The sequence below is a fragment of the Mucilaginibacter sp. P2_A5 genome, from assembly GCF_056404995.1.
The window spans coordinates 26,112-53,104 of sequence record NZ_JBFUCY010000029.1; the positions used below are offsets into that span (position 1 = coordinate 26,112).

Below are 26,993 nucleotides of genomic sequence, written 5' to 3' on the forward strand. Positions count from 1 at the left end.
ATACATCCAACAGTTGTCCTACCTGATAATGGTTAAACTACCCGAGAGCAGGCTACAAGGCGTATTTAAATTGATAATATAATAATACACGCCTGGCGGCAACAACTGATTGTTGAATTTCCCGGCGAAAACGGTTGCATACTCTTTAGATTCGAATACCTTTTGACCATAGCGGTTAAACACCTGTACCAGCGAGCCCGGAAATTTCTCAAGGCCTTGTATGTTCCAGTAATCATTTATGCCATCGCCATTGGGGCTAAATGAGTTTGGTTTTTTAACATCTACATGCACCACCTCAATATGGGTTTGGACGCGGTTGCTTTCGCAGCTGCCAATGCTATAGTTGATGTAAAAATCACTGGTTTCGGTAATAGACAATGTGAATTTACCTGTCGTGTTGGTAAAAAGTGGCGTTGCAGATGTCGAATCTGCATACAATTTATAGGTACCCGCAACCGGGTTTTGTACGCTGATGGTAACTGTTTCCGGATCGCAGATCCGTTGGTTATTAACAACAGGCGGATCGGGCGTAAACGTATTATTGATAACCGCACGCTCAAGCGTGAGCGGGATGGCGCACGCGGTATTATCGGTAACAACTAGCGAGTAGTTTCCTTCGCCTATATTTTTAAGGTCTTTTTCGGTACCAACAACGGCATTATTTGCATTGGTCCAACTGTATTTGTATGGGGGCACACCTCCTGTAACCTCAACACCGGTAATAGTCCCAAATAGCTGATCGCATTCATCGGGATTTGAAACCGGGTTATTCTGCGGCGAAAATTGCAATAGTGGCGTTACCTTTACTTCTAAATTGTTTACAAACACGCTTGGGCAACCATATTTATCGGTCACATTAAGCGTATAAAAGCCCGCGGTTAATCCGCTTATACTGGCCGAACTGCCAATCAAAGTGCCGTCCTGCTTTAACCATTGATAGGATGCGGGAATTATTTTTCCTTCAATCTCCAGGTTAATCGCCCCGTTATCTAATCCGCAAGTGGTGGGGGTGCTTATCAGGCTTTTAATGGTAAACACCTCGGGTGCCAACCTGTTAACAGTAAAATATCCATCGTTACTGCATTTGGTAACTGTATTAACCGCATTGAGGCGATAAGTACCGTCGGCCAGGTCAAAAATATCTAAATTGCTTTGGTTGGTAGCAATCGGGGCGCCTTGTGGGTTGTACCACTGAAACAAATTGGCATTTTGAACATATACCCCTGTTATTGCCCCGTTATTGGCGCCACATTTGGCCGGGGTGATGGATCCTCCATTGATATTTACAGAATTGGTTTCCTCGATAAAAATGGGCGGCGTCGAATACGGGCTGCATTCGCTTTGGTCATACAACGTGAGTGTATAGTAGCCTCCTTTAACTTTGGCCAGGTTTTTTGTAGTAGCTACCACTGTTCCGGTGGCATTTGTCCATTTATAAGTTAATGTGCCAATACCTACTGTAGTGGTTATATTACTGATACCGCCGTCGGCTATTCCGCAACGGGCAGGGGCAACTTGCATGGTCGACAGGTCATAATCGGGGCCAGGTTTGGCTTTAATAGTAATTGCCGGCGATGAGGTAACCGCGCAACCGGCCTCGTCGTAAATGGTAACTGTATAGGTGCCCTCCGGTAAGTTGGCCGCCTTATCTGTCGATTTTACCTGCCCGGTCTTATCTTTCCAGGCAAATGTTACGTTGCCCGTACCGCCGGTAAAATTCACATCAAACGGGAACGATTTTTGGCGGCACTGGGGTGTGGACGCTATTACGTTCTGTATTTTTATCCTCAGGTCTTTTATCTCAAACAGCTGCGTTATTTTTTGACATCCGCCCGGGTATTGAACGGTTAACTGGTAGGTGCCCGGCAACAAATTTTTGACATTTTGCGTGTTGCCAATTGATGTTAAAGACCCATTGGTTTCTTTTTTATCCCAATGAAATAAAAGCCCGGTACGGGGTTGCTGTATAGTTACGCTGCCCTGGTATGCGCAGGTGTAGTTTTTAACTACCAAATCATTATCCTGTATCACCAATGAAGAAAAAGGCGACGTGTTAATATTGGCATCCGTAGCTGTGGCAATAACAGCCTTGCTAAAAGTACCCGAATAACTCCATGCACCACTTCCGTTTGATTTTACAGTGGCTATATACGTTTTACCCTGGCATATATTGCCGCAATCATCCGACAAAAACAGTTCGATATTACAATTTGGCGTGGCAGTGCCTGATACCGCTGTGCCACTAAAATTAAGCACCTGTACAAATGGCACCTGGTAACTATTGCTTAAAACGCTGATACCATAATCGCTGTTACAAAAAATGCTGTTATGCGTAATTAGCGTATGTGTACTGTTTAAAGCTTCTATGCCATAAAAATTATATCCTATATAGTTGGCGTCTGCTGCGGTACCGCCGCCTATGGTGCCAGACGAACCTGTACCGGCATGAATGCCCTCGCCATTGCCAAGGTCTTTAGTTCCGGTAATATCTGTTCCTATTTTATTTGCTGTTATTTTAAACGTGGAGTTTTCGATATAAATACCGCAATAACGCTGGCCCGATATTAAATTGGAGGTGATGTTTACCGTTGTATTTGATGAATTAACGTTAATGCCATAAGCTTTAATGAAAGCGCTTTGCTGCAAAAGCGGGATGTTTTTAAAATCGGCCTTGCCGGCATAATTGGTTCCTATTTTGTTGTTTTGTATGATGACGGTGTTGGGTAAGCCGTAATAATAAGCCCGCGTTATGTTAATGCCGGTGACATTGGCCGCTATTAAATTGCCCATGCCGGCATCTGTGCCGCCTATTAAACCATCTTTATCTAAATTCAGGTTGATACCGGTGTAATTACTGGCAGCGGTAAAACCGTCGTCAAGCAAACCGATTATGTTACTTTGAATTTGGATATCCGACGCGCCTGCTGCATAGTAATAGGAGGTGTTATAAATTCCGTTAATATTGCCGCAAAAAACATTTCCTTTACCAGGTGCGCCTATAATAATCCCACTTACATCGCCCTGCATCATTAAGCCCGATCCCTGGTTAAGATCGGCAGTTGCCAGGCTGTTAATTTTAGCGAAATTGCGGATGTACAGCCCATATATGGCTATTTTTTTTGCGGACGCGCCGCCAGCATTTACTTCGCCGTTAATATTCAAGGCATTGAAATAAGCGGGCGAGGTTTCGGGCTCTATAATAACCCTTGCATTTGAAACGCCAAATACAATTCCTGGCTGGGTAGTACCATCTATAGTTAAATTTGAAGTAATAAACGGCAATTGGCTTTTTAACCTGATAGTACGATCAGATACCAGGTTACCCGGCAAATTAAACTGAATAATGTCGGCAGTTGCTGTACCATTTGCTGCGGCTACTGCAAGTGCTTCCCGTAGGGTGCCGGGCCCCGTATCGGCATTGCTGGTTACTATGATAGTGGCAGCAAAACAACAATTGCTTAATAAAAACAGAGCAGATACTAATAGTAAAAATTTCTTAGCAAACATGATAAAGTATAGTCTGTTAAAGATATAAAATTTCTCTGTAAATGCTTTGTCAATATCATATTACGCAATTGTTACTCATATTGTAAAACCGTACCTTTGCAGTAAATTTAAGGGGACGACTATTTCATGAAGCTTAACGCAGATTACCAGGAACAATTCCAGTCAAGGCATATTGCTCCAAATGAGGCCGACACGGCAAAAATGTTAAAAACCATCGGTGTTAGCTCACTCGATGAACTGATAGCGCAAACCATTCCAGACCAGATCAGGCTAAAAAAACCGCTTGATTTGCCACCTGCGAAAAGCGAGTTTGACTACCTCACTACACTCAAACAAACATCATTAAAAAACAAGGTATTTAAGTCGTTCATCGGCAAGGGTTATTATGATGTAATTGTGCCTGGTGTTATTCAGCGCAACATCCTCGAAAACCCCGGATGGTATACCCAATACACACCATACCAGGCCGAGATTGCGCAGGGCCGCTTACAGGCTTTGTTAAATTTCCAAACCATGGTTATTGACCTTACCGGGATGGAAATTGCCAATGCATCGTTACTGGATGAAGGTACTGCAGCTGCCGAGGCTATGTTTATGCAATACAGCCTGCGTAAAAACAATGCCGCCAATGTGTTCTTCGTATCCGAAGAGCTGTTCCCGCAAACTATAGATATTTTAAAAACCCGCTCGGAGCCTTACGGCATCGAGCTGCAAATAGGCGACCACCGCACGGTTGAATTAACCGACAATATGTTTGGCGCCATTGTACAATACCCTGCCGGTAATGGCGCGGTATACAACTACAAAGATTTTGCTGCCGCCGGTCACGAAAAAGGTATTAAGCTAACCGTTGTTGCCGATATCATGAGCTTGGTGCTGTTAACCCCTCCGGGCGAATGGGGCGCCGATATTGTTGTTGGTACCACACAGCGCTTTGGTGTGCCCATGGGTTTTGGCGGGCCGCATGCCGCATTTTTTGCTACTAAAGAAGAGTATAAACGCTCCATCCCCGGCCGCATCATTGGCGTAACTATTGATAGTGCCGGCAATTATGCATTGCGTATGGCTTTGCAAACCCGCGAGCAGCACATCCGCAGGGATAAAGCCACTTCAAACATTTGTACTGCGCAGGCATTATTAGCCATAATGGCTGGTATGTATGCCGTATATCATGGCCCTAAGGGAGTTAAATTAATTGCCGAAAGAATTCATGGCTTAACGATCCTGTTGGCGAATGCCCTTGGCGAATTAGGTTACAAACAACTGAACGAAAGTTACTTTGATACCCTGAAGTTTGATGTGGCCCATTTAGCCGGCCCTATCCATTCTGAAGCGCTGAACAACGAAATGAACCTGAACTATGAAGGTTCGGTTATTACCATTTCTGTTGATGAAACCACATCGGCCGAAGATATTAAAACCATTGTAAGGTTTTTTGCCAAAGTATTGGGCAAAACCATTAACGATGTTGATTTTGAGGGACTGAAAGCGGATTTGGAAACAGTAATCCCAACCGAATTACAGCGTACATCTGCTTACCTAACCCATGGCTTGTTTAACTCGCACCATTCAGAACATGAAATGCTGCGTTATATTAAATCGTTGGAGGCAAAAGACCTTTCGCTTTGTCATTCCATGATCGCTTTGGGTTCATGTACCATGAAGCTGAACGCCACTACCGAAATGATCCCGGTTACCTGGAACCATTTCAGCAAAATTCACCCCTTTGCACCAACCGACCAGGTTGGCGGTTACATGCAGCTGTTTGACGAGATTAACAACTGGCTGAGTGAGATTACCGGCTTTGCGGCAATGAGCCTGCAGCCAAACGCGGGCGCACAAGGCGAGTACGCAGGCCTGATGGTTATCCGCGCCTACCATCACGACAGGGGCGATATGCATCGTAACATCGCGTTAATTCCATCATCGGCACACGGCACCAACCCGGCATCTGCAGCTATGGCAGGTATGAAGATAGTGGTTGTTAAATGTGATGATAATGGTAACATCGACGTTGCCGATATGCGTGCCAAAGCCGAGCAATATAAAAATGAGCTATCGTGCTTAATGGTTACCTACCCATCTACACACGGTGTATTTGAGGAATCGATCATCGAGATTTGCCAAATCATTCATGAAAATGGCGGCCAGGTTTATATGGATGGCGCCAACATGAACGCCCAGGTAGGCTTAACCAGCCCGGCCAATATTGGAGCCGATGTTTGCCACTTAAACTTGCATAAAACCTTCTGTATCCCTCACGGCGGCGGCGGCCCTGGTATGGGCCCTATTGGTGTGGCTAAGCATTTGGTACCTTACTTACCAGGCCATGCAGTGGTTGATATTGAACGGGGTAAATCTATCCACGCGGTATCTGCAGCACCATGGGGTTCGGCATCTATCCTGATCATCTCACATGCTTACATAGCCATGATGGGCAGCGAAGGATTAACCAATGCCACCCGTTACGCTATCCTGAATGCCAACTACATCAAAACCCGTTTAGAAAATCATTTCCCGGTATTATACACCGGCACTAATGGCCGTTGCGCACACGAAATGATATTGGATTGCCGTTCGTTTAAACCGTTCGGCATCGAGGTTACAGATATTGCCAAACGTTTGATGGACTATGGTTTCCACGCGCCAACTGTATCATTCCCGGTTGCCGGCACGGTAATGGTTGAGCCAACCGAATCGGAGCCTAAACATGAGCTTGACCGTTTTTGCGATGCCATGATCGCCATCCGTCATGAAATTGCCGACGTGGCCAGCGGTATTTTAGATAAAACTGATAATCCGTTAAAAAATGCGCCGCATACCGTAGCCGTAATTACCGGCAATGAGTGGGAGCATCCATACACCCGCCAAAAAGCGGCATTCCCGCTGCCTTACGTGGCGGCATTCAAATTCTGGCCATCGGTTGGCAGGGTTAATGATACTTATGGTGATAGGACGCTCATATGCTCATGCCCGCCGTTAACCGATTACGAGTTTGAAGAAAGCGAAGTAACCACCCCGGAATACGGAACCTGAGACCGGAAGTAAAAACCGGATACTATAAAAGAAAAAGACCGTCATCAAAAGTGGCGGTCTTTTCATTTACTTTAGATTTGTTGAATACGTTACTTCCAAATCGATTTTAAACCTGTAATGGAAAGCGTGTTTAGTTTCAGCTTATTATCCGCACTTATAGCCAGACCCGTGTAATCTTCGTTGGGGAAATAAACAGCCGTCATAGTAGTTAAGCCACCATCGGCAAAAAGCTCAACAGACGCCTTATCAACCACAAGCGTAAGATCTGAACTCTTTGAACTTGTTAGCCTTGGCGCTGTAAACCGGCCCGGAAAATCTTTCTGAAAATCTACTTTGCCTGATTTTGTCCTGTCGATAAAATACTGATCCTTACTATCGTCATAGCCAATGAGCACTTCTTCTCCTTTTTTGTTTGATAGTTTAATGGTGTAGCCCTTCAACTGAGCGAGGGTTAGCTTTAAAACGTATTGGCTTTTTAATTTACTCGCTTTGTCTGTCAGCTTAAGTGTTTTATTAACTGCTACGTTTTTTGATATCGATGTATTGGCACTGATGTTAACTAACTCAGGAACCGGGGCTGATGCGATGACGATACCTTGTTTACTTTGTTTTAAACGCAAATCGCGCGGAATGGTCATGGCATTGCGCCATTTTTGGGTAGGTACCTGGTTGGCATACTCCCAATTGCTCATCCAGCCCAGGAAAATTTTGCGGCTGCCGGTATTGCTCCAGGTAATGCCTGCGTACTCATCGGGGCCATAATCCAGCCAGCGGGTTTGGGTATCCATTGGTGTAAACTGATGCCCGTCAAAACCTCCCACAAAATATTGTGTTGCCGAGCCACCATTGGGGCCGCCGGGATTAAGGTTTACCACAAGGATCCAGTATGTTTTGCCGTTCAGCTTTAAAGGGAACAGGTCGGGGCACTCCCATACCCCGCCGTGCGCTCCCTCTCTTAAACCAAACTCACTCTCCTTTTTCCAGGTTTTTAAATCAGGTGCCGAGTAAAAGGTAATATGATCTTTAGTAGCCAGGGTCATCACCCATTTTTTTTGTTTGGCATACCACATTACTTTAGGATCTCTAAAATCCTTAATCCCCGGATTTTTAAGTACCGGGTTGCCGGCATATTTTGTCCAGGTGCTCCCTTCATCCAGGCTGTAGGCAATGCTTTGGTTCTGAAAAACTTCCGTGCCTGCTTTTTCTCCCTTCGGATCATGGTGAGTAAAGATGGCTACCATCGGAATTTTTCCTTTTTTGCCAAAACCCGATGTATTGTTAGAGTCAATTACAGCACTGCCCGAGAAGATATACCCCAAACTATCCGGATATAAAGCTATCGGCAGTTCTTTCCAATGCACCAGGTCCTTACTTACCGCGTGCCCCCAATGCATTGGCCCCCAGGTGGTGCCATCCGGGTAATATTGAAAAAACAAATGATAAGTATGGTTAAAGTAAACCATCCCGTTAGGGTCATTTACCCAATGCTCCTCCGGCGAAAAATGTACCTGCGGGCGGTGCGGTTCCTGGCGGCTTTTTCCCGCTTTATCCTGCGCTTTACTAACCATGGTAATCATCATAAAGGTCATCAGTAATGCGATGCCGGTTTTCGTTTTCATAATTGAAGTCCTTTTAATTTAGGCAGATGAACTTAAGAGTCTACTTACAAAGGTGCCCCGGCATAATTATAAAACCGGGGCTCCAATATGTTTTAACAAGTTTAATACCCCGGGTTTTGTTTGTACAAACCGTTGGTAAATGTAATTTCTGATTGTGGTATAGGCAGGTACTCGTCCCGGCCTGCTGTAAATTTAGCGGTAGCTAAAAATGTTCTCCTGCCCTTTTCAACATTGATATAATCATTCAAGGTTTTTTCGGCAATGCCCCATCGCACTAAATCAAAGAAACGCGCGCCTTCTGTGGCAAACTCCAGGCGCCTTTCCCATTGCAGCGCCTTGCGGGCATATTCCTGTGTCCAGTTGGCAATGCTATAGGGTTTAACGTTATAATTAGACGGAAAGGTACCATCTATTTTTTTAAGCCTGCCGGTGCTTGCCGCAGCACGGTTGCGTACCTGGTTAATGAGAGGCAAAGCGCTTGCCTGCTGCCCCAGTTCAATATAGGCTTCGGCCTGCATTAATAAAACATCATCATACCTGATGATATCATAATTTTTTGCCGACCCCATAAACGGACCAAGCTTGAAGTATGATGCACTTGTAGCCAATTGCTGGTTGCGCATGGTATGGAAATTTCCATAAACACCAGGATCGCGCACCCAACTGTTGCTGAATGGCTTTGTATTGTCATATTTATACGGGTGGCCGTCGATGCCAACGGTATGGTCCAACCTTGGGTCAACAGTTACTTTTGTTAAATCGGCAATGCTGCTGTTAAATGAATCAAAGTTGGGCAAGCCATTTACATCGGTAGTATGGGCGTTTACCAGATTCTGGCTTGCAGCATGGAAACCGCAGCAGCCATATTGTGCTGCGCCATGCGGATAATTTAAACCATCCTCAAAATTCATACGGCCGGCCGTAGTTCCGTCATTAATAGTAAATTGTATCGCGAATACAGACTCGGGGCCGTTTTCAGTTTCCGGTAAAAAATCATCGGCAATATCGCTGCTTAGCGCATATTTACCCGATGCGATAACAGCCTGTGTAAGATCAACCACCTGTTGCAACCTTGTTTTATTGATATTGGTTACATGATGCTTATCATCCTGCTCATAGGCCTGGTATAACCGCAGTTTTGCTAAATAAGCCTGGGCGTTTAATTTATTGGCCCTTGCCAGCTGGGTTTGGGTAGTTGGCAAATTATCAATGGCGTACTGAAAATCGGCGGCGATCTTATTCCATGCGTCCTCATTTGATAACGTGTTTGAAACTTTCAGGATATCATCTGAAGTAGCGTTTTCGTCAAAAATGGGAATGTTTTTATAAAGCAGTTTCATGGTAAAATAGCTATGGGCGCGTAAGAACTTTAATTCGGCCAAACGTATTTTCTTGTTAGGATAATCGGCCTCCGAAAGTGAACTAACTGCTCTTAGCGCCACATTTGCCCTCGAAATAGATTTGAACAAATTTTTCCAGGTGCGTGAAACAAAGGCGTCCATTGATGGGGTTACCAGGTTGTAATGCTCCAAAGCATCAACTTCGCCAACATCGCCGGTACCGCCGCCGCCTTTATAGGCATCATCCGAACGAACACTGCCATAAGCCCAGTCGCTGTATATGGGGCCTATCATATCGCCGTTGCCAATAGCGGCATAAGCTGCGGTTACCAAACCTTCAACAGCGATTGGTGTTTTTAAATCTGATGCAGACAATACGCCTTTGGGTGAATAGTCTAACGCTTTTTTACAGGAGCTGAAAATGATCAGTCCGGATAAAACAGCTGTGAATAATATTTTTGCTTTCATACTGAATAGTTTTTATCGTTAAAATGATGCGTTGATACCAAAACTGAAAACTTTAGGAATTGGAACCGGGTCCAGGTCAATCCTTTCAGGATCAGGGCTTAAATAGCTTTTGCTTTTCAACGTAAATACGTTTTCGGCCATCGCGAACACCCTCAGCCTGGTAAATACCGCTTTAGGCACAATGGTGTATCCAATTTGAATATTGCGTATTTTGAAGTAAGAGGTGTTCACAATAAAATAGTCGGAAGTACGGCCTTCATTATTGTTATCTTTTAATGTTAATGCCGGCACGCTTGTGTTAGTACGTTGTGGAGTCCAGCTATTAAATACACCCGGACCTACGTTTTCGCGGCTATGCATAAGGTTATTAAACAGGGTGTACACATCAAACCCTTTGCGGCCTGCCACTCCCGATCCAAATAAAGACAGATCGAATTTTTTATAGGTAAGGTCAATTCTTGCACCGTACTCTAATGCGGGCAATGTAGTCCCTATCCAAGTTTGGTCGTCGGCATTAATTTTTCCGTCATTATTGGTATCCACATAACGGATTCTGCCCGGCCCTGCGCCTATTTGTGTTGGCGCGGCATCTACTTCGGCCTGTGATTGGAAAAGGCCATTGGTTTTGTAACCAAAAATATCAAACTGAGAATGGCCCAATATGGTATTTTGCAAATTTCCTGGATAAGCGGGTCTTACTTTTTCCGGTAAATTGGTAATCTTGTCCCTGAAATGTGAAAAATTTAATGTTACATTGTAATTAAAATCGCCCGATTGCTGGCCGTGATAAGTTACTAAAAACTCCCAGCCCCTGTTAGATTTTGAAGCGCCGTTAATTGTTTTAGATTGCCCTTCGCCCAAGGCACCCGCAACTGGTGGTGTAATTAGGATGCCGGTGGTACGACGGGTAAAATAGTCAAATGATCCCGAGATCTTATCGTTCAGGATGGCAAAGTCGAGGCCGGCGTTTATCTCGTCGGTAGTTTCCCATTTAAGGTTGGCATTTGCAGCCTGGGTTTGTACAAAACCCGAAGGTAATGAACCTGTATTAGCACCCGAGAGCGAATACGCGGTTCCGATATTCATGTATTGTTCCCAAAATCCTGATGTTATCTCATTTTGAGTTTTACCATACCTGGTATCGTAAAGGGCAAAACGCGATTCGCCAATTTCCTGGTTACCCACCCGGCCTACGCCTACCCTTAGTTTTAATTCCGAAAAAATAGTATTGTTTTTCATGAAGCCTTCCTGGTCAATTTTCCAGCCGAGGGAAGCAGCGGGGAAAATACCATACTGGTTATTTAAACCAAACCTTGAAGAGCCATCGCGGCGCATAGTTACAGATGCTAAGTATTTACCTGCATAATTATAATCAAATCTTGCAAATTGCGAAAACAAACTATAACCTGTTGATTTACCACCTACAGTGGTATTGCCTGTACCGGCATCTAATGTAAAATAGTCTTCGGTTTGTATAGCGTAACCTTTTTTAAGGGTAGTTTGAAAGTCGGTAAAGGTTTTAATATACTCGGTACCAACCAAAAATTTAAAGTGATTGTTGGTGGTTAAATCGTAGTTATACCTTAGTGTGTTCGAAAAAGTAGTACTCAGGTAATGGTTCTGATCAAAAAACAAGCTATTGGTTGTGTTGCTCAGCGCGCCTTCCTGGAAAGTTGGCGTTATTATCTTATTCAGGTAGTTGGAATTATCGGCACCAAAATTCGATTTGAAATACAGGTTTTTAATGGGCTGAATTTCTAAAAAAACATTCCCAAATGTATTTACCCGGTTGGCATTATTCCATTTGGCCAAATCCTGCATGTGCAGCGGGTTGTTCCTGTCAGAGTATCCTCCGCCCGATTCGCCGGCGTAAGTAACACCGTCTTTTTGGTATACTGGTATAGTAGGCGCCAAGGTTACCGCCAAAAACGTGGTAGACGCGCCACCTAGATCCCTGGTAGTAAGCGTTTCGTTGGAGTTGGTTATTTTTAAATTTACGCCAAATGTAGCTTTGTTATCAAAGGCACGTACCACACCGTTAATGCTACCAGTAGTACGGTTGTATTTGGTAAACCTAACAAGGCCGGTATTTTTGATGTTACCAAAGTTAATTTCGAGCGATGCATTCTTGTTACCAACCGATGCTGTGAAATCATTATTATATACCATGGCTGTTTTATACAGCACACTTTGCCAATCGGTATCACCGGCGGGGGTATTAGGATCGCCACCTACAAATTGCTTGGGTACCACACTGTTTAAAACCGGGTTGTTATAATCACCATTCCAGTTAAAGGTATATATGTCGCGATAGGCATCTGGATCCGCGAGATCGTTTACTGATGCCTGCCATAACGCTTTGCCCCTGTCTACCGAATTCAGCATTTTAAAACGCAATGATTTTTCGGACTGAACAGATGTACTGTTATTAAACTGAAACTGAACTTTGCCCTGTGTATTGCCGCCGTTTTTGGTAGTAACAATGATAACGCCATTTGAAGCCCTTGCTCCGTAAATCGACTCGGACGAAGCATCTTTCAGCACCTGTACCGATGCGATGTTTGAGGGTGATAAATTTTGAAAAACCTCGGGCCTGGTGGTGGGTATCCCATCAATAACATATAAAGGATTGTTGTTGCCCAAAGTGTTTGCACCCCTGATCAGGATCCTGCTGGTTGAGCCATTGGCCGATCCATCTTTTTCGATGTACAAACCGGCAACCCTGCCTTGCAAAGCCTGCATGGTATTGCCCGAACTGTTGTTTTTTACCGGTGCCAAATCAACAACCGCTACCGCGCCCGTCAGGTCTTTCTTCCTTTCGGATGTGTAACCTGTAACTACTACTTCATTCAAGGTGGTTGATGCATCTTTAAATATCACATCAAGCACTTTGGTATCGGCAGCTACTGTTATTAATATCGGCTTGGTGCCTACATATGAAAACCTTATAGATTGCCCGGTTGCTGCCGAGATGCTGAACTTTCCGCTGGCATCTGATAATGCTGATTTTTGGGTTTCAACAACCACTATGGTAACGCCATCCATTGGTTTTGATGCGTTATCCAGCACAGTCCCGGTAATGACGCGGGATTGCGCGTACCCCTTGCTTATGAGCAATATAAGAAGGGAACAAATAAGTAATAATTTTCTCATTGATTTTTATTTAAGTTTATTAGGTTGGTTATTTAAAACAGTTGGTTTTTAAAGTCTTGATACTCTGCAATTTTATAATCGGGGCAACCTCCTTTCTTTGTTGCAATAAAGCCACCCATCGCTATTGCATTTTTTAATAAGGTTTCCGGCGGTTCGCCGTTATAATGATTGGCAATAAACGCGGCCAAAAAAGAATCGCCGCTGCCAATAGTGTCTGTAACTTTTACCTCGCGGCCGGCAACATGATATGTCTTATCCTGCTTGTAGTACGATGCCCCAAACTCGCCCTTGGTAACCACAATCTCGGGGATGTTAAAATGATCCTGTATAAATTTGATCTGTTCCGACTCTTTCCAGAATGATCCGCGGAAAAGGCCCTGCACCATTTCCAGTTCGGCCTGGTTAAATTTTACAATATCCGCTTTGCGCAAAAGCTCTTCCAACAAGTCGCGGCTGAAAAAAGGAGGTCGCAGGTTAATGTCAAATACTTTGATAGCATCGCTCTGCAATAATTCAAACAAAGTGTTACGCGATACGCTGTTACGCGACGCCAGGCTGCCATACACCAGGTAGGTTGATGGCTTTAGCTGCCCTATGATATGCCCGCTGTCGTTAATAAAATCCCAGGCCACCGGGAAAACTATCTCATATGATACCTCGTTGCCATTATTCATTTTAGCAATTACCTGGCTGGTGGGATGCTCCGTATCGGTTTGCAGCAAATGTTTTGGTATGCCCCAGCCGTCCATCAAATTTTCCAACTTCCGGCCGTTAGCATCGTTGCCTATTTTACTTACCAAGCCGGTTGGCACGCCCAGTTTATTCAGGTGATAAGCCACATTGAGCAAAGCGCCGCCTGGTTGCGGGCCATCGGGCAATACGTCCCAAAGGATTTCGCCGTAGCAAATGGCCGGGGTTGTTATGTTTGTTTGCGGGTCCATCATCATTTTAATTATTAATGCATTACCATATTAGTTTCTATCTGCTCCAATGAACGGCCTTTGGTTTCGGGCATAAACTTCCAGACGAAAATGAGCTGGCATACCATCATCACGCAGAAAAAGGAGAATGTAACCGCCCCACCTAATGACTCAGCCAGGTAGGGGAAGCAAAAGGCGATGATTGCAGCCATTATCCAATGGGTTGAACTGCCAAGTGTTTGACCTTTGGCACGTACCTGGTTCGGGAAAATTTCGGATATAAAAACCCAGATAACCGCCCCCTGCGAAAAGGCGAAGAATGCGATAAACAACATCATATAAACAGGGATGGCAAACCCGCTCATGTGGCCAGAGTAAAAGGTGAACGCCACCATGAATAATGAAGCTATAAGCCCGAATGAGCCAACCAGCATTAATGTGCGGCGGCCAACCTTATCAATAATATTGATGCCCAACAGGGTGAATATGAAATTGATTAACCCGATGCCAACTGTAGATAGCAGCGAAGAGTGCGCGCCAAGCCCGGCCATTTCAAATATGCGGGGCGCATAGTATATAATGGCGTTAATACCCGATACCTGGTTAAAAAAGGCGAAGAGTACAGCTAATATTACGGGTGTTTTATATTGGCCCGAGAAAAGATTTCCGCTTGAAACAGTATCATGAAGGGTTGAGTTTTTGATGGCAGCCAGTTCCTGTTCGCAATTGAGTGGGTTTATTACACGCAATATTTCCAATGCCCTGCCGGTTTCGCCTTTTTTGAGGATGAGCCAGCGCGGGCTTTCAGGTATAAAATAAATAAGCCCTAAAAACAACGCTGATGGAAAGGCCTGTACCCCCAGCATCCAGCGCCATGAAGCTTCGCCGCCCTGGCTGATAAGGTAATTGGACAGGTACGAAATCAGGATGCCCAATACCACGTTGAACTGGAACAGGCCCACCAAACGCCCTCTTCTATCTGCAGGCGATACTTCGGATATATAAATGGGGGCTGTTACCGACGATATGCCCACACCCAGGCCGCCTAATAATCTGAACACCAAAAACAGGTACCAGTTATCGGCAAGCGCTGTACCTATTGACGATAGCAGGTAAGCTATAGCTACAAAGTATAAAGTATTTTTACGCCCGAAAATATCAGATGGCCTTGCACCGAACAATGAGCCAATTACGGTACCAATAAGCGCGATGGATATAGTAAGCCCATGCTCCATTACAGACAGGTGCCAGAACTGCTGGATAGATTTTTCGGCGCCCGATATCACAGCAGTATCAAACCCGAAAAGGAAGCCACCAAGGGCCACGACCATGGACCAGGCCAGGACGGAATGTTTTCTCATAATAATTATAAAAGGTGTTAATTGGATTTACGATTGCAAAGTAGGGCGATATGCAAAGTGGCAGTTATTGATTTTATTCCAAAACAGTACAAAAATTAAAACCTACATAAGCAATTGATTATCAGTTGAATAAAATTTATTTCCAATCCTGTTTCATCGCGATGTTTAATTTTGATACCATGTATTTTCAGTTTTGATACATTATGATACTGCGGAAAGCCGGTGGGTGGGGCCTGCTATTTGTATTGTAAAAACTTTTATTGATACTTTTGTATATACCCCTCTGCAAAAAGGATTGTATTAACCAATAAAACCGTACTCAAACATTTATTTAATATTTTTTAATGGCCTTGCTTCATCAACTGCGCAACCTGTTATTGCCAACTATATGCATGCTAATGGTATTTACCGGCTGTAAAAAAGCCGCTAAAACATCACAGTATACAATAGGTTTTTCGCAATGTGTGGGCTCTGACCTGTGGCGGCGTAATATGCTGGATGAAATGAAAATGGAGCTTTCATTACATCCTGATGCCCGTTTTATTTATGCTGATGCCGATAACAACAGCAAAAAACAAATTGAACAGGTAAAGCAAATGCTGAATGAAGGCATCGATTTGCTTATTATATCGCCAAACGAGGCGCAACCCTTAACCGGGATAGTGGAACAAACTTATAATAAAGGCATCCCGGTTATTGTAATTGACCGTAAAACATCATCCGACCTTTACACAGCCTACGTGGGAGCTAATAATTACCAGATTGGTAAAATGGCCGGCGAATACATTGGCAGCAATTTAAAGGGTACCGGTAACATTGTAGAGGTAATGGGCCTCCCTGGTTCTTCGCCGGCAATTGAAAGGCACAGGGGCTTTAGCGACGCACTGGCCAAATTTAATAATATACATGTTAAAGCACAGGTATATGGCGATTGGCTGAAGGACCATGCGCAAAAACAACTTTACCAGGTGCAGTCTGATTTAAAAACAGCCGACGCGCTGTTTGCCCATAACGATGTAATGGCAGGCGCCTCCAGAGAGGTACTAAACAACCTACATTTAAACCACCACGTTAAAGTATTAGGGGTTGATGCCATGCCCGGAGCTGGCGGTGGCCTGCAAATGGTGGCTTCAAAAACCATTGATGCGAGTTTGGTATACCCAACCGGCGGTAAAGAAGCCATTACCACTGCGTTCAGGATTTTAAATAAAGAAGCTTTTGCCAAAGAAAACATCCTGCAATCGCTGGTTATCGATTCAACCAATGTGCAGCTTATGAAAATGCAGTGGAACAAAATCAACAGCCAGCAAAAGGATATTGAACGGCAACAATCGTTACTGGAAGAGCAGCGACAGGTTTACAACAGCCAGGAGTTAGTTTTAAATATTATAGTAATAACCCTGGTGCTGGCTATTATTTTTGGAGGGCTTGCTTTTTACTGGCTGATGGAGAACCGAAAGATTAACAAAAGCCTGGAAGTAAAAAACAACGAAATTTTGCTGCAACGTAACCAGCTGATGGAAATGTCGGCCCGGGCCGAAGTTGCTACCGAAGCCAAGCTGAATTTTTTTACCAATATCTCGCACGAGTTCCGTACGCCATTGACCCTCATCCTGTCGCCTGTTGAGGATATGATGAAGAACGAAAAGCTGAATATTATAGCCGGCAAAAATTTAAAGCTGATATATAAAAATATATTCAGGCTATTAAGGTTGGTTAACCAGCTGATAGACTACCGAAAAATTGAGTACGATAAACAACAGATTAACGCGGCGCCCAACAACCTGGTAACTTTTGTAACAGATATACTGGAGAGCTTTCAGCACAATGCCAGGAAAAGGAACATCAGCCTGAACCTGATATCGGCCGAAAAAAACATTAATATTTGGTATGATGCCAATATGCTGGATAAGGTTTTCTTTAACCTGCTATCAAACGCGCTTAAGTTTACTAAAGATAACGGCCGCATCCAGGTAACTTTTACCCCAAATGCCGAAAACGTTGAAATTTCTATCCAGGACAATGGTATTGGCATGGAGCCGGAAGAGACCGAACATGTTTTCGACCAGTTTTACCAGGCCGATAATGGCAATGCCAAGGGCTCGGGCCTGGGGCTTTCCTTATCTAAAGAGATTATTTCATTACACCACGGCAGTATCAAAGTAAGCAGCAAAAAATGGCAGGGAACTATTTTTACCATCACATTACCAATGGGTAACCCCTACAACTACAGCGCGGGCCAATCCGGCAGGCTTGTGAATACCGTGGCCATTGATGAGCGCTCGCGCATTTATACTACCGACCTTGAACAGGACGAAATAAAACCCGATGCAGCTGCACTTGCCAGCCCCAAAGAGCAATCGATACTTATAATTGAAGACAATGCCGATCTGTTGGGCTACCTTACCGATAAACTGGCCGCCGATTATGAGGTTTTTACAGCAGATAACGGGACACAAGGGTTGGCAGAAGCATTTGAAAAAGTGCCCGATCTTATTATATCAGATGTGGTGCTGCCCGGCATGTCGGGCAAAGCAATCACCCAAAACCTTAAAACAGATATCCGTACATCGCACATCCCGGTTATTTTACTTACCGCGCAGGCCAGTGTTGAACATCAAATTGATGGCATTAGCAGCATGGCCGATGTTTATATGGTGAAGCCTTTTAATTATGACCAGTTACTGGCCACGGTAAAAAACCTCATCAAAAACAGGGTAATACTTAAAGAGCACTTTACCAGCGATGTAAGCCACGGCAAAATGCCGGTATCCAAGTCACTTGATAAAAAGTTCCTTAACGATTTTTCGGGCATCGTGGAACAAAACCTGGCCAATGAAAATTTCAATGTAGATGACATCTGCAAAACCATCGGCATTTCCCGGGTGCAGTTATACCGTAAAGTAAAAGCGCTGTTAGGCTGCAGCATTACCGATTATATTTTAACCCGAAGGCTAAAAAAAGCCAGGTACCTGCTCACCCACGAAGGCTATTCCATTTCCGAGATAACCTACATGGTCGGCTTCGCCAGCCCTAATTATTTTTCAACAGTATTTAAGGCGCAGTACAATTGTACTCCGAGCGAGTTTAAAAGGAAGCAGGCTTTGTAATTGTGAGGAGTTTGGATAATTAATTGCTCTTGTAGCAACATATCATATCGTCAAGCTACTGAATACTACAAATTAAAATAAACCCTTTATCACATTCAAAAATAAACTACTGTCATCCTGAGTAAGTTTTATTTGCGCACAAATAATGGCATTGCAGATGACAAATTTTGACATTGATAATCAGTTAGTTATAAATGTGTCAATGGCAGGTACGAAGGATCTATTGGCGAACTTTTCTATCGGTCATGCACCGCTGATAGATCCTTCGTACCTCAGGATGACAGGAAAATTGGATATGTCATGTAAGTACGAACGATCTATTAACCGACATACTTCGCTATAGAAAAGTCCGCGAATAGATCCTTTACTACGTTCAGGATGACAGCGCCCCAAAATTACACGCCAAACGACAAAACAAGAAATCCCGGCAAGTTTAACTGTCGGGATTTCTTGTTTAAAGCCTTTCTCTCAAAAGTTGTGGCGGGGATTTTATTTCGCGCTAAATATTAAGCCCGTAACACCGGCCGTCAGGGCGCCCGGTTTTACCGGTTTATAAATAAAGAACAGCTTGTGCATTTTACCATCAGTAACCGGGGTAACCGCTACATGGGCCATGCCTCCCTTTTGATCTTTTGCCGGGGTTGGCATGCCGCCTTTGCCAATCAGCTTACCATCCGGTGCATCGGCCCTAAGTTCAAAATTGAAGCCATACGTTGGCGCGGCCTGCCAGAATGTGGTCAGGTTTACTGATTTTACACCGGTAAGGTCAATATCGTCAATCTCAAACCAACCCTCACCTGGCGGAATGATCATCAGGTTAATGCCGTTATATTTAAACTTGGTGAACCCGTTTGTTTTTTCGGCACCTGTGAACAGGTAGTTGCTGCTGTTTAATGTCGCTATGCCGTTCCCGGTTAAGGCTTTAATTGCATCGGTACCATCATCAGTATACTTAGCAGTTAATACCAGCGTAGCCGATGGCGTTTTGCCCGGATCTGGCATAATAGTACCGGTTGGCGGCAAGGATTTCTTTTGACTAACTTTTCCTAACGACATTACCCAGCCGATGATCTGCTCCAGGTCGCCCTTCTTGATAGTTGGATGGGCCGACATCGCAGTTTCGCCCCAGACGCCCGCACCGCCTTTGATAACCTTTTGGCTTAGCTTATTCATAGCATCAGGATCCTTCTGGTATTTGTTGCTTATATCTGTAAACGCAGGGCCTATAGATTTGCCTACCTCCTTATGGCAGCTTTTGCAATCCATACTCAACATAAGCGTTTTACCGTTATTTTCGGGTGCTGTTTGCTCCAGTTTAGATGCCTCGACCGGCTTTTTAAAGCCATCGATATAGTCAACGTTCACGATGATGCGCTTTGGATCAATCTTATTGGTTGCCGCGCCGTCAGTAACGGTAACCGCGTAGCTAAGCGGAGTGCCCGGCAGGTAAAATGATTTATTACCGCCGGTTAGTTTTACCGATACTACAGGCTGTTCGTTACCGGCATAAACTTCAACAGGGCTACCCTTGCTTGCAGCGCCTTCGGCATCTTTGGCCTCAACGCTTATTTTATAATCGCCCGGTTTGGTATAGGTATAGCTGAATTGTGGTACATCGGTTTCTTTGGTGATACCGTCGCCCATTTTCCAGGTATAAGTTATTTTATCGCCTTCGGGATCTTTGGCCTGGGCGGTTAATTGTACGGTGAATGGTAGCAATCCTGAGCTTTTGTCAACCTTTACACTGCTTATTACCGGTGGCCTGTTCCCTTGAATATAATCTATGCGGAATAAACCGGCATCGGGGTTGTGGGTAAACCAGCCGCTACCGTATTCCAGGCCATACAGCCTGCCATCGGGGCCAACTTCCATATCAATCATCGAGTTTGATTTAAGGCCCGGAAAAAATGGCTCCATTTTATCAAAATCACCTTCGGGGGTAAGGCTAACAGCTTTTATCCAGCCCCGCATCCATTCGTAAGCTAAAAATTTACCATTATAATAATCGGGCAAACGGGTCTCGGCCGGGAACATATCAGTATAATAAACCGGGCCGGCCATAGCGTTACGTCCGCCCGCGCCTACCTGCGGGAAATCGGCCGACGGCCCGTAAGGGTACCAGATAAAGGCCGGTTGCGCGGGCGGCAAATCCGTTAAACCTGTGTTGTTGCGCGAGTTATTCACCGGGTGCTTAGGATCAAACGCCGGGCCCGATTTGCCTGTGGCATAATCATAAATATGATAAGGCTTGTTATCACCAACAAAATACGGCCAGCCAAAGTTACCGGCATGGCGTGCCTGGTTCACTTCATCATAACCCATCGGGCCACGGGTGTCCAGGCTATCGTTACGGGCATCCGGACCAACCTCGCCCCAGTATAAATTACCATTTTTCTGGTCTACAGAGATGCGGTAAGGGTTCCTATCGCCCATTACATAAATCTCGGGGCGGGTTTTTGGCGTACCTTTAGGGAAAAGGTTTCCTTCAGGAATATCATAGGTGCCATCATCCTTAATTTTGATCCGCATAATTTTACCACGCAAATCATTGGTGTTACCTGCCGACCGGCGGGCATCAAATTGCTGATGGCCTGGCCGGTCATCCAAAGGTGCATAGCCACTGGTTGCATATTTTTGCCCCTTTTCATCAAATGGGGTGGAGTTATCTCCTGCCGAGAAAAACAGGATTTTATCAGGCCCCGGCCCAAAGGCTATAGAACCGCCCGTATGGCAGCAAATTTCGCGCTGGGCTTTTACTTCAAGTATTACTTTCTCGGTCTTTTTATCCAGCGTATCATTCTTAAACGTAAAGCGCGACAGCCGGTTAACCGAACTATCGGCAGGGCTGTAGTAAATGTACACCCAGTTGTTGTTGGCAAAATCAGGATCTTTAGTAAGGCCAAGCATACCTTCTTCGGCATTTGTACCCGGTGTGTGCAATGTTTTCCAGTATACATCAAAAAAGCCTACCTGCTTTACTTTTTGGGTAGCATGGTCGTAACGCATAATCTCGCCCCGGCGCTGTATCACCAGGATATCCAGGTTGGGCAGTACGGTCATTTCAGTCGGTTCAAAAAATTCACCGGTTGAAAGCTGGGTTTTAGCAAACCTGTCCTCTTCGGGCGGTGTTTGGGTTTTGGCTTTGGAGTAATCCAGCTCTTTGTTTTCGCCAATGGCGTATTTAATGCCGGCGGTTAGCATTTTAAGGTAACCATCTTCTTTATAAGTTTCATCGGTATGGCCCATCGCAGTGTAAAAGGCGCGGCCGCCGTCAAAATCATGGTACCAGGTGGCAGGGTGCAATCCCATCCGTTTGCCGCCTTTATAGGTGTTTTCGTCAAGGGTGATAAGCACATGAACATCAGGCGCCAGGGCTTTTTTAAAGCTGTAAAACTCGTCGGTACGCTTCCATACTTTAGGCAGGTGCCTGGTTGCATCGTTGTCGGCGTCAACTACGTTGTACGTACCCGGTTGTACATTGGGGTTTTTATCGTGAATGCCGGGGTGGTCATAAAACCAATCGCCCACGAGGCGGCCATACCAACCCCAGTCATATTCGGTATCAGCCGCTGCATGAATGCCTACATAACCGCCGCCAGCCTGAATATAGCGTTCAAAAGCTGCTTCCTGGCGATAATCAAGCACATCGCCGGTGGTGCTCAGGAAAATAACGGTTGAATATTTTTTAAGCGTGGTATCATTAAACATGGCGGAGTTTTTTGTGGTATCCACATCAAATCCATTTTCCTGTCCTAATTTTTGAATGGCGGCTATCCCGGCATCTATAGATGCATGGTGAAAGCCCATGGTTTTTGAAAATACAAGCACCCGCGGTTTGCCGGGCCTGGCTTTGTTACATGAAAAGTAGGTGCAGCTAAGCGCTACAAAGACCAACAGGGCGATTTTTTTCATATCGACTATTATGAATGTGGGTTAAACTGGTGTTTAGAACTTGGTTTTAGGAGCTATTGTGACAAAATGATACAATCTATTGGCACTTATCAAATTTATAATTAAATATTGAAGTGTCAATACCTTATTGTGTAACAATGACACAATATTTTTGAAGGGCGGTGAATAAAAAAATGCAGGATAAGGTCGGGGCAAAAATCAACAATAAAAAACCTATAAAAACAGCAAAGCCCCTGATGGGCAGGGGCCTTTACTAACCAATTATAAACCTAAATTATGAGAAGAGCTGTAGGAGAAGGGGTCGAACCTCCACGGAGTGGTTATTTTTATTGCTAAAAGTTTCCCAATTTCTCCGCCACCGCGACAAGGAGGTGTGTCTGCCAAAAATTTCACCATCCTACAGTATATAAATCCCGTCTTTCATGGATTTGCTGTTGGGGAAGGATTCGAACCTCCACAGAGTAGTTAGCCCGCTTCGGGTTTTCTATGATCTCCGCCACCGGGACAAGGAGGTGTGTCTGCCAAAAATTTCACCACCCAACATTGTTTTTTGTTTAAAGAACGATCGGCAATTGTCATTTGCTTGATACAAATTTAAGAGACCTGTCAATTCCTTGCAAATATTTCAACAAAAATATTTTATTTTTATTCAAATTTTAATTAAACTTGTATTTCAATATAGATATTCAAATTTATGTCCCACAGAAAAGCTCAAAATTTAGAAATTGATAATCTGGATATCCAGATTTTATCAATATTAATGAAAAATGCTACCACGCCATACACCGAGATAGCTAAAGAGTTAATAGTTTCTGGCGGAACCATACACGTGCGGATGAAAAAGCTGGAGGAGATGGGTGTAATTAAGGGTGCCAGTTTAGAGGTCGATCCGCAAAAATTAGGGTATGATATTACCGCTTTTTTGGGCATTTACCTGGAAAAGGGGTCGCAATATAACGAAGCTGTAAAACAGTTAAAAACTATAAAAGAGATAGTTGAGCTGCATTATACCACCGGCGAATGGAGCATTTTTGCTAAAATTGTATGCCACGATACCACCCACCTGCGCGAGGTTTTGAACGAGCAGATACAGGGTGTAAAAGGCATTCAACGTACCGAAACCTTCATTTCGCTTGAAGAAAGTATAAGGAGGCAGATCACCTTAGAATAACCATTACCAAACGATTCGCGATTTTTTAAGAGAGGCTGTTATCCTGGGTTTAGGCTTGGGATAACGGTCTTTTTTGTGGAGCTAATCATCATATCCCCTGTCATGCTGAGGTACGAAGCATCTATTCGCGAACTTTGCAGCTATACTATGTATGGCTTAAAATAGATTCTTCGCACCTCAGAATAACAAGACTGTTGGACAATTAATCCCTACGCCGCATTCGATATATACTTCACCAAGCTCCTTTTAGCCACCGGTAACAGCGTTTGCTCCAATGGAAAAGTAATATCGCTGTGCACATAATATACCGCCGGATTAGGCATAAACTTATTGCGGTTGATAAGCTTCAGCTTCATGGCCTCGGGAGTGTTTACGATGCTGTATTCATAATTTTCAAGAAAATTTATGTTGATGCCCCGGTATTTATCATCCTTACCCTCAAAAATGGTGATCTGGTACTCGTAAATAAAGCCGGTATGTTCCTTGCCGTTACGTAGCGAAAAATAGCCGTGGTAAGGCATTAATGGCACAATGCCTATGGGGTTGATATTGAGCCGGCTTTCTACAAAATCATAAATCTCCTTACCAATTTGTATGGCGGGGTTCATCTGGGCAATGGCATAGGCGATGATCTGCTCTATCTCCTGCATGCTTTGATCGTCCTGGATAATTTTTTGGTAGGTGAGCTTAACGGCATCAATATCGGCCTGGGTAAGGCGTTGCGGAAAGGCTTGCTGCATGAGCGATTTGTTTTTCTTAAAATCTACCAGGTTATTGTAATGGAAAATCAAATCGGCCAGGTTGGGATATAGCCGGCTTTTATCAAAGTGCCGGTTAATTTCCTGCAGATAGCTTAGTAATACGTACTTTTTGTGTTCAAAATCAATGTATCCTTCAATAAACCAGTTAACGCTAAGTGGTTTCATATTTTTCGGGCTCCTTTCAATAGCTTAAATTAAACAAAAAACACCAACTTTGCAATATGCCCTATGGAACCCTTTATTTAATACCCGTGCCCCTTGCCGAAGAAGCGGCCGCAAAATCATTTACCCCCTACCTGGTTGATACTATTAATAGTATTAAGGAATATATTGTAGAGAATGAAAAAACCGCCCGCAAGTTTTTAAAAGAAGCCGGCTTAAAAACTCCGCAAAGCGAGCTTATCATACACGATTACAGTAAGCATAACCGCGATATGGGCAAGGCCGATTTTTTTAAAGGCTTACAGGCCGGCAACGATGTTGGCCTGATGAGCGAGGCCGGTTGCCCCGGCATTGCCGACCCTGGTGCCGAGATTGTAGATAAAGCCCACCGCATGGGTATTAAAGTTGTACCCCTGGTTGGCCCAAGCTCTATTTTATTAGCGCTAATGGCATCTGGCTTCAACGGCCAAAGCTTTACCTTTAACGGCTACCTGCCCATTGATAAGCTGATGCGCAGTAAAAAAATAAAAGAGTTGGAAGGCCTGGCGACCCGGCTTGACCAAACACAGATTTTTATTGAAACGCCTTTCCGTAATAATCCTTTGTTAGAGGAGATCCTGAAAACGGCATCGCCAAAAACAAAATTGTGCATAGCTACAGATCTTACAGCATCAACCGAGTTTGTGCAAACCAAAACCATTATGGAATGGCAAAAAAAAGTACCCGAGCTGCATAAACGGCCAACGATATTTTTATTGTTCCACGGATAAAGCATGCAGATTACACAGCAACATACCCAGGTGTTGATAGTAGGCGCCGGTCCATCGGGATTAATGATGGCCGCCCAGCTATTGCGCTATGGGGTGCAGCCCGTGATTATTGATAGCAAACAAGGGCCTACTGATAAATCAAAAGCATTGGCTGTACAGGCCCGCTCGATGGAGATTTTCAGGCAGATGGGCGTTATTGACCGGGTGCTTGTCGGCAGCAAAGCAGTCGCCGGGGCAGTTATTAACCAGGAGGGACTTGAAGTGGCGTCCTTAGCCCTTGATGGCATTGGCGAAGGGCAAACAGCTTTCCCCTACATTTATATGTATCAGCAAAGCAAAACCGAGCGCCTGCTGCTTGATTATTTAACGCTTAACTGCTGTCCGGTTTACTGGAATACTACGTTAATAAGTGCGAAGCAGGATGCCTCAAAGGCGACCGTGATACTGCAAACCGGCACGGATACGCAAACCCTTACCTGCGATTGGTTGATAGCCGCAGATGGTGCACGCAGCCCCATCCGCAAACACTTACAATTAACTTTTAATGGCGATACCTACCAGCACCAGTTTTATGTAGCCGATGTTAAAATAGAGGCTGTTTTGGGCGATAAAGTGAGCCTGTATTTATCAAAAAAAGGATTCGCTGGTTTTTTCCTGATGCCCGAAGAGCATTATTGCCGTATTGTTGGCAACCTGCCCAATGAGTTTGACAACCGCGAAGGGTTGCAAATGGACGATGTAATACCTTACCTGGATACCATAACCGGGGCCGGCATCAAAATAGCGCATACCAACTGGTTTGCTACCTATAAACTACATCACCGCATGGCAGGTAAATTCAGGGAGCAGCGTTGTTTTTTAATAGGGGATGCTGCCCATATCCATTCGCCGGTTGGCGGGCAGGGTATGAATACGGGTTTGCAGGATGCCTACAACCTAGCCTGGAAATTAGCAGGCGTTGTTAATAACCAATTAAAAGAATCCATTTTAGATAGTTATGCCGCCGAACGCATGCCAGTGGCGCGGGAATTGTTAAACACTACCGACCGGATTTTTAAAATGATCCTGTCGCGCAACTGGTTTGTTGGGCTATTTAAAAAATGGCTGCTGCCAATATTGCTAAAAAGGGCATGGGGGAAGCCCGCATCGCGGCAAACGTTTTTTAAGCGGGTATCGCAAACCGGCATCAGCTATCGTGATAGCCAGATTAGCCTGAACCTGAGCCATGCTACTCAAATAAAAGCAGGCGACAGATTACCCTACCTCAAAGTTTTCGACGAGAAAAAACAACAGGAAACCGACCTGCATGAATGGTGCAGTAAACCAGGCTTCACGATGATAGCCCTTGGCAAACTACAGGAAATTGACCTTTTTACCCTTGCTAAATGGATAACCCAAAAGTATCCGGCCAACCTTAACTTTTTTTACTTGCCCCTATCGGCCAAAAACCAACATGTGTTTGATGCTTTCGAGATCAAAGAAAATCAAAAAAAAGCCCTCATTGTACGCCCGGACATGCACATCGGCTTTTTGAATGATGTGGTGGATATAGATATGATGGATAATTATTTGCAGAATGTGGTAGGGTTTTTCAGTGGGCACTAGCTGGTTTGTAGCAAAAAGCATAGTGCTGGAATAAACAAACTAAAGGCACGTAATAATAATCTTAACGCAAATCTGCTACAATCCATCCCCTGGGGATT

Annotated in this window: 13 protein-coding genes and 1 tRNA gene; 5 read left to right on the plus strand and 9 right to left on the minus strand. The window is 44.4% G+C overall.

Annotated elements, in window-relative coordinates:
* Positions 1–18 precede the first annotated feature (18 nt).
* Positions 19–3,507, minus strand: coding sequence for a T9SS type B sorting domain-containing protein (locus tag AC1DXF_RS22285; protein WP_477450911.1), 3,489 nt, complete (start codon positions 3,505–3,507; stop codon positions 19–21).
* A 126-nt stretch (positions 3,508–3,633) separates the two neighbouring features.
* Between AC1DXF_RS22285 and gcvP the strand changes: the two genes are divergently transcribed.
* Positions 3,634–6,543, plus strand: coding sequence for an aminomethyl-transferring glycine dehydrogenase (gene gcvP / locus AC1DXF_RS22290; RefSeq protein WP_477450912.1), 2,910 nt, complete (start codon positions 3,634–3,636; stop codon positions 6,541–6,543).
* 89 nt (positions 6,544–6,632) lie between these two features.
* On the opposite strand, the gene AC1DXF_RS22295 is transcribed toward gcvP, so the two are convergent.
* From AC1DXF_RS22295 to AC1DXF_RS22315, 5 genes are all read right to left on the minus strand, one after another.
* Positions 6,633–8,162, minus strand: coding sequence for a glycoside hydrolase family 32 protein (locus AC1DXF_RS22295; protein ID WP_477450913.1), 1,530 nt, complete (start codon positions 8,160–8,162; stop codon positions 6,633–6,635).
* Positions 8,163–8,263: 101 nt separating this feature from the next.
* Positions 8,264–9,970: a RagB/SusD family nutrient uptake outer membrane protein gene (locus tag AC1DXF_RS22300; RefSeq protein ID WP_477450914.1), complete on the minus strand. Its 1,707-nt coding sequence runs from the start codon at positions 9,968–9,970 to the stop codon at positions 8,264–8,266.
* 18 nt (positions 9,971–9,988) lie between these two features.
* Complete coding sequence (locus AC1DXF_RS22305) at positions 9,989–13,123, minus strand: SusC/RagA family TonB-linked outer membrane protein (RefSeq protein WP_477450915.1); 3,135 nt, start codon at positions 13,121–13,123, stop codon at positions 9,989–9,991.
* Positions 13,124–13,155: 32 nt separating this feature from the next.
* Complete coding sequence (locus tag AC1DXF_RS22310; RefSeq protein WP_477450916.1) at positions 13,156–14,070, minus strand: carbohydrate kinase family protein; 915 nt, start codon at positions 14,068–14,070, stop codon at positions 13,156–13,158.
* Between the two features lie 8 nt (positions 14,071–14,078).
* Positions 14,079–15,404: a sugar porter family MFS transporter gene (locus tag AC1DXF_RS22315; protein WP_477450917.1), complete on the minus strand. Its 1,326-nt coding sequence runs from the start codon at positions 15,402–15,404 to the stop codon at positions 14,079–14,081.
* A gap of 344 nt (positions 15,405–15,748) precedes the next feature.
* Between AC1DXF_RS22315 and AC1DXF_RS22320 the strand changes: the two genes are divergently transcribed.
* Positions 15,749–18,514, plus strand: a complete 2,766-nt coding sequence (locus tag AC1DXF_RS22320) for a substrate-binding domain-containing protein (RefSeq protein WP_477450918.1) — start codon at positions 15,749–15,751, stop codon at positions 18,512–18,514.
* A 489-nt stretch (positions 18,515–19,003) separates the two neighbouring features.
* Here AC1DXF_RS22320 and AC1DXF_RS22325 read toward each other — a convergent pair whose 3' ends face one another.
* Together AC1DXF_RS22325 and AC1DXF_RS22330 are read right to left on the minus strand one after the other, a co-directional pair.
* On the minus strand, positions 19,004–22,426 hold the full coding sequence (locus AC1DXF_RS22325; protein ID WP_477450919.1) for a ThuA domain-containing protein: 3,423 nt from the start codon (positions 22,424–22,426) through the stop codon (positions 19,004–19,006).
* Positions 22,427–22,857: 431 nt separating this feature from the next.
* Positions 22,858–22,969, minus strand: a tRNA-Asp gene (locus AC1DXF_RS22330).
* 151 nt (positions 22,970–23,120) lie between these two features.
* Here AC1DXF_RS22330 and AC1DXF_RS22335 point away from each other — a divergent pair.
* Complete coding sequence (locus tag AC1DXF_RS22335; RefSeq protein WP_076373882.1) at positions 23,121–23,597, plus strand: Lrp/AsnC ligand binding domain-containing protein; 477 nt, start codon at positions 23,121–23,123, stop codon at positions 23,595–23,597.
* A gap of 209 nt (positions 23,598–23,806) precedes the next feature.
* Here AC1DXF_RS22335 and AC1DXF_RS22340 read toward each other — a convergent pair whose 3' ends face one another.
* Positions 23,807–24,523, minus strand: coding sequence for a hypothetical protein (locus tag AC1DXF_RS22340; RefSeq protein WP_477450920.1), 717 nt, complete (start codon positions 24,521–24,523; stop codon positions 23,807–23,809).
* A gap of 56 nt (positions 24,524–24,579) precedes the next feature.
* Here AC1DXF_RS22340 and AC1DXF_RS22345 point away from each other — a divergent pair, with 56 nt between their 5' ends.
* Both AC1DXF_RS22345 and AC1DXF_RS22350 read left to right on the plus strand, forming a co-directional pair.
* Positions 24,580–25,290: an SAM-dependent methyltransferase gene (locus AC1DXF_RS22345; RefSeq protein WP_477450921.1), complete on the plus strand. Its 711-nt coding sequence runs from the start codon at positions 24,580–24,582 to the stop codon at positions 25,288–25,290.
* A gap of 3 nt (positions 25,291–25,293) precedes the next feature.
* Positions 25,294–26,895 carry an FAD-dependent monooxygenase gene (locus AC1DXF_RS22350; protein ID WP_477450922.1) on the plus strand — a complete coding sequence of 534 codons (1,602 nt, stop codon included), beginning with the start codon at positions 25,294–25,296 and terminating at the stop codon, positions 26,893–26,895.
* Positions 26,896–26,993 lie beyond the last annotated feature (98 nt).

Excerpts from the sequence above, each read along its gene's own strand:
- AC1DXF_RS22350 (WP_477450922.1), top strand. The coding sequence starts at position 25,294 with ATGCAGATTACACAGCAACATACCCAGGTGTTGATAGTAGGCGCCGGT.
- AC1DXF_RS22305 (WP_477450915.1), bottom strand. The coding sequence starts at position 13,123 with ATGAGAAAATTATTACTTATTTGTTCCCTTCTTATATTGCTCATAAGC.
- AC1DXF_RS22300 (WP_477450914.1), bottom strand. The coding sequence starts at position 9,970 with ATGAAAGCAAAAATATTATTCACAGCTGTTTTATCCGGACTGATCATT.
- AC1DXF_RS22285 (WP_477450911.1), bottom strand. The coding sequence starts at position 3,507 with ATGTTTGCTAAGAAATTTTTACTATTAGTATCTGCTCTGTTTTTATTA.
- AC1DXF_RS22310 (WP_477450916.1), bottom strand. The coding sequence starts at position 14,070 with ATGATGATGGACCCGCAAACAAACATAACAACCCCGGCCATTTGCTAC.
- gcvP (WP_477450912.1), top strand. The coding sequence starts at position 3,634 with ATGAAGCTTAACGCAGATTACCAGGAACAATTCCAGTCAAGGCATATT.
- AC1DXF_RS22315 (WP_477450917.1), bottom strand. The coding sequence starts at position 15,404 with ATGAGAAAACATTCCGTCCTGGCCTGGTCCATGGTCGTGGCCCTTGGT.
- AC1DXF_RS22325 (WP_477450919.1), bottom strand. The coding sequence starts at position 22,426 with ATGAAAAAAATCGCCCTGTTGGTCTTTGTAGCGCTTAGCTGCACCTAC.
- AC1DXF_RS22345 (WP_477450921.1), top strand. The coding sequence starts at position 24,580 with ATGCCCTATGGAACCCTTTATTTAATACCCGTGCCCCTTGCCGAAGAA.
- AC1DXF_RS22320 (WP_477450918.1), top strand. The coding sequence starts at position 15,749 with ATGGCCTTGCTTCATCAACTGCGCAACCTGTTATTGCCAACTATATGC.
- AC1DXF_RS22340 (WP_477450920.1), bottom strand. The coding sequence starts at position 24,523 with ATGAAACCACTTAGCGTTAACTGGTTTATTGAAGGATACATTGATTTT.
- AC1DXF_RS22335 (WP_076373882.1), top strand. The coding sequence starts at position 23,121 with ATGTCCCACAGAAAAGCTCAAAATTTAGAAATTGATAATCTGGATATC.
- AC1DXF_RS22295 (WP_477450913.1), bottom strand. The coding sequence starts at position 8,162 with ATGAAAACGAAAACCGGCATCGCATTACTGATGACCTTTATGATGATT.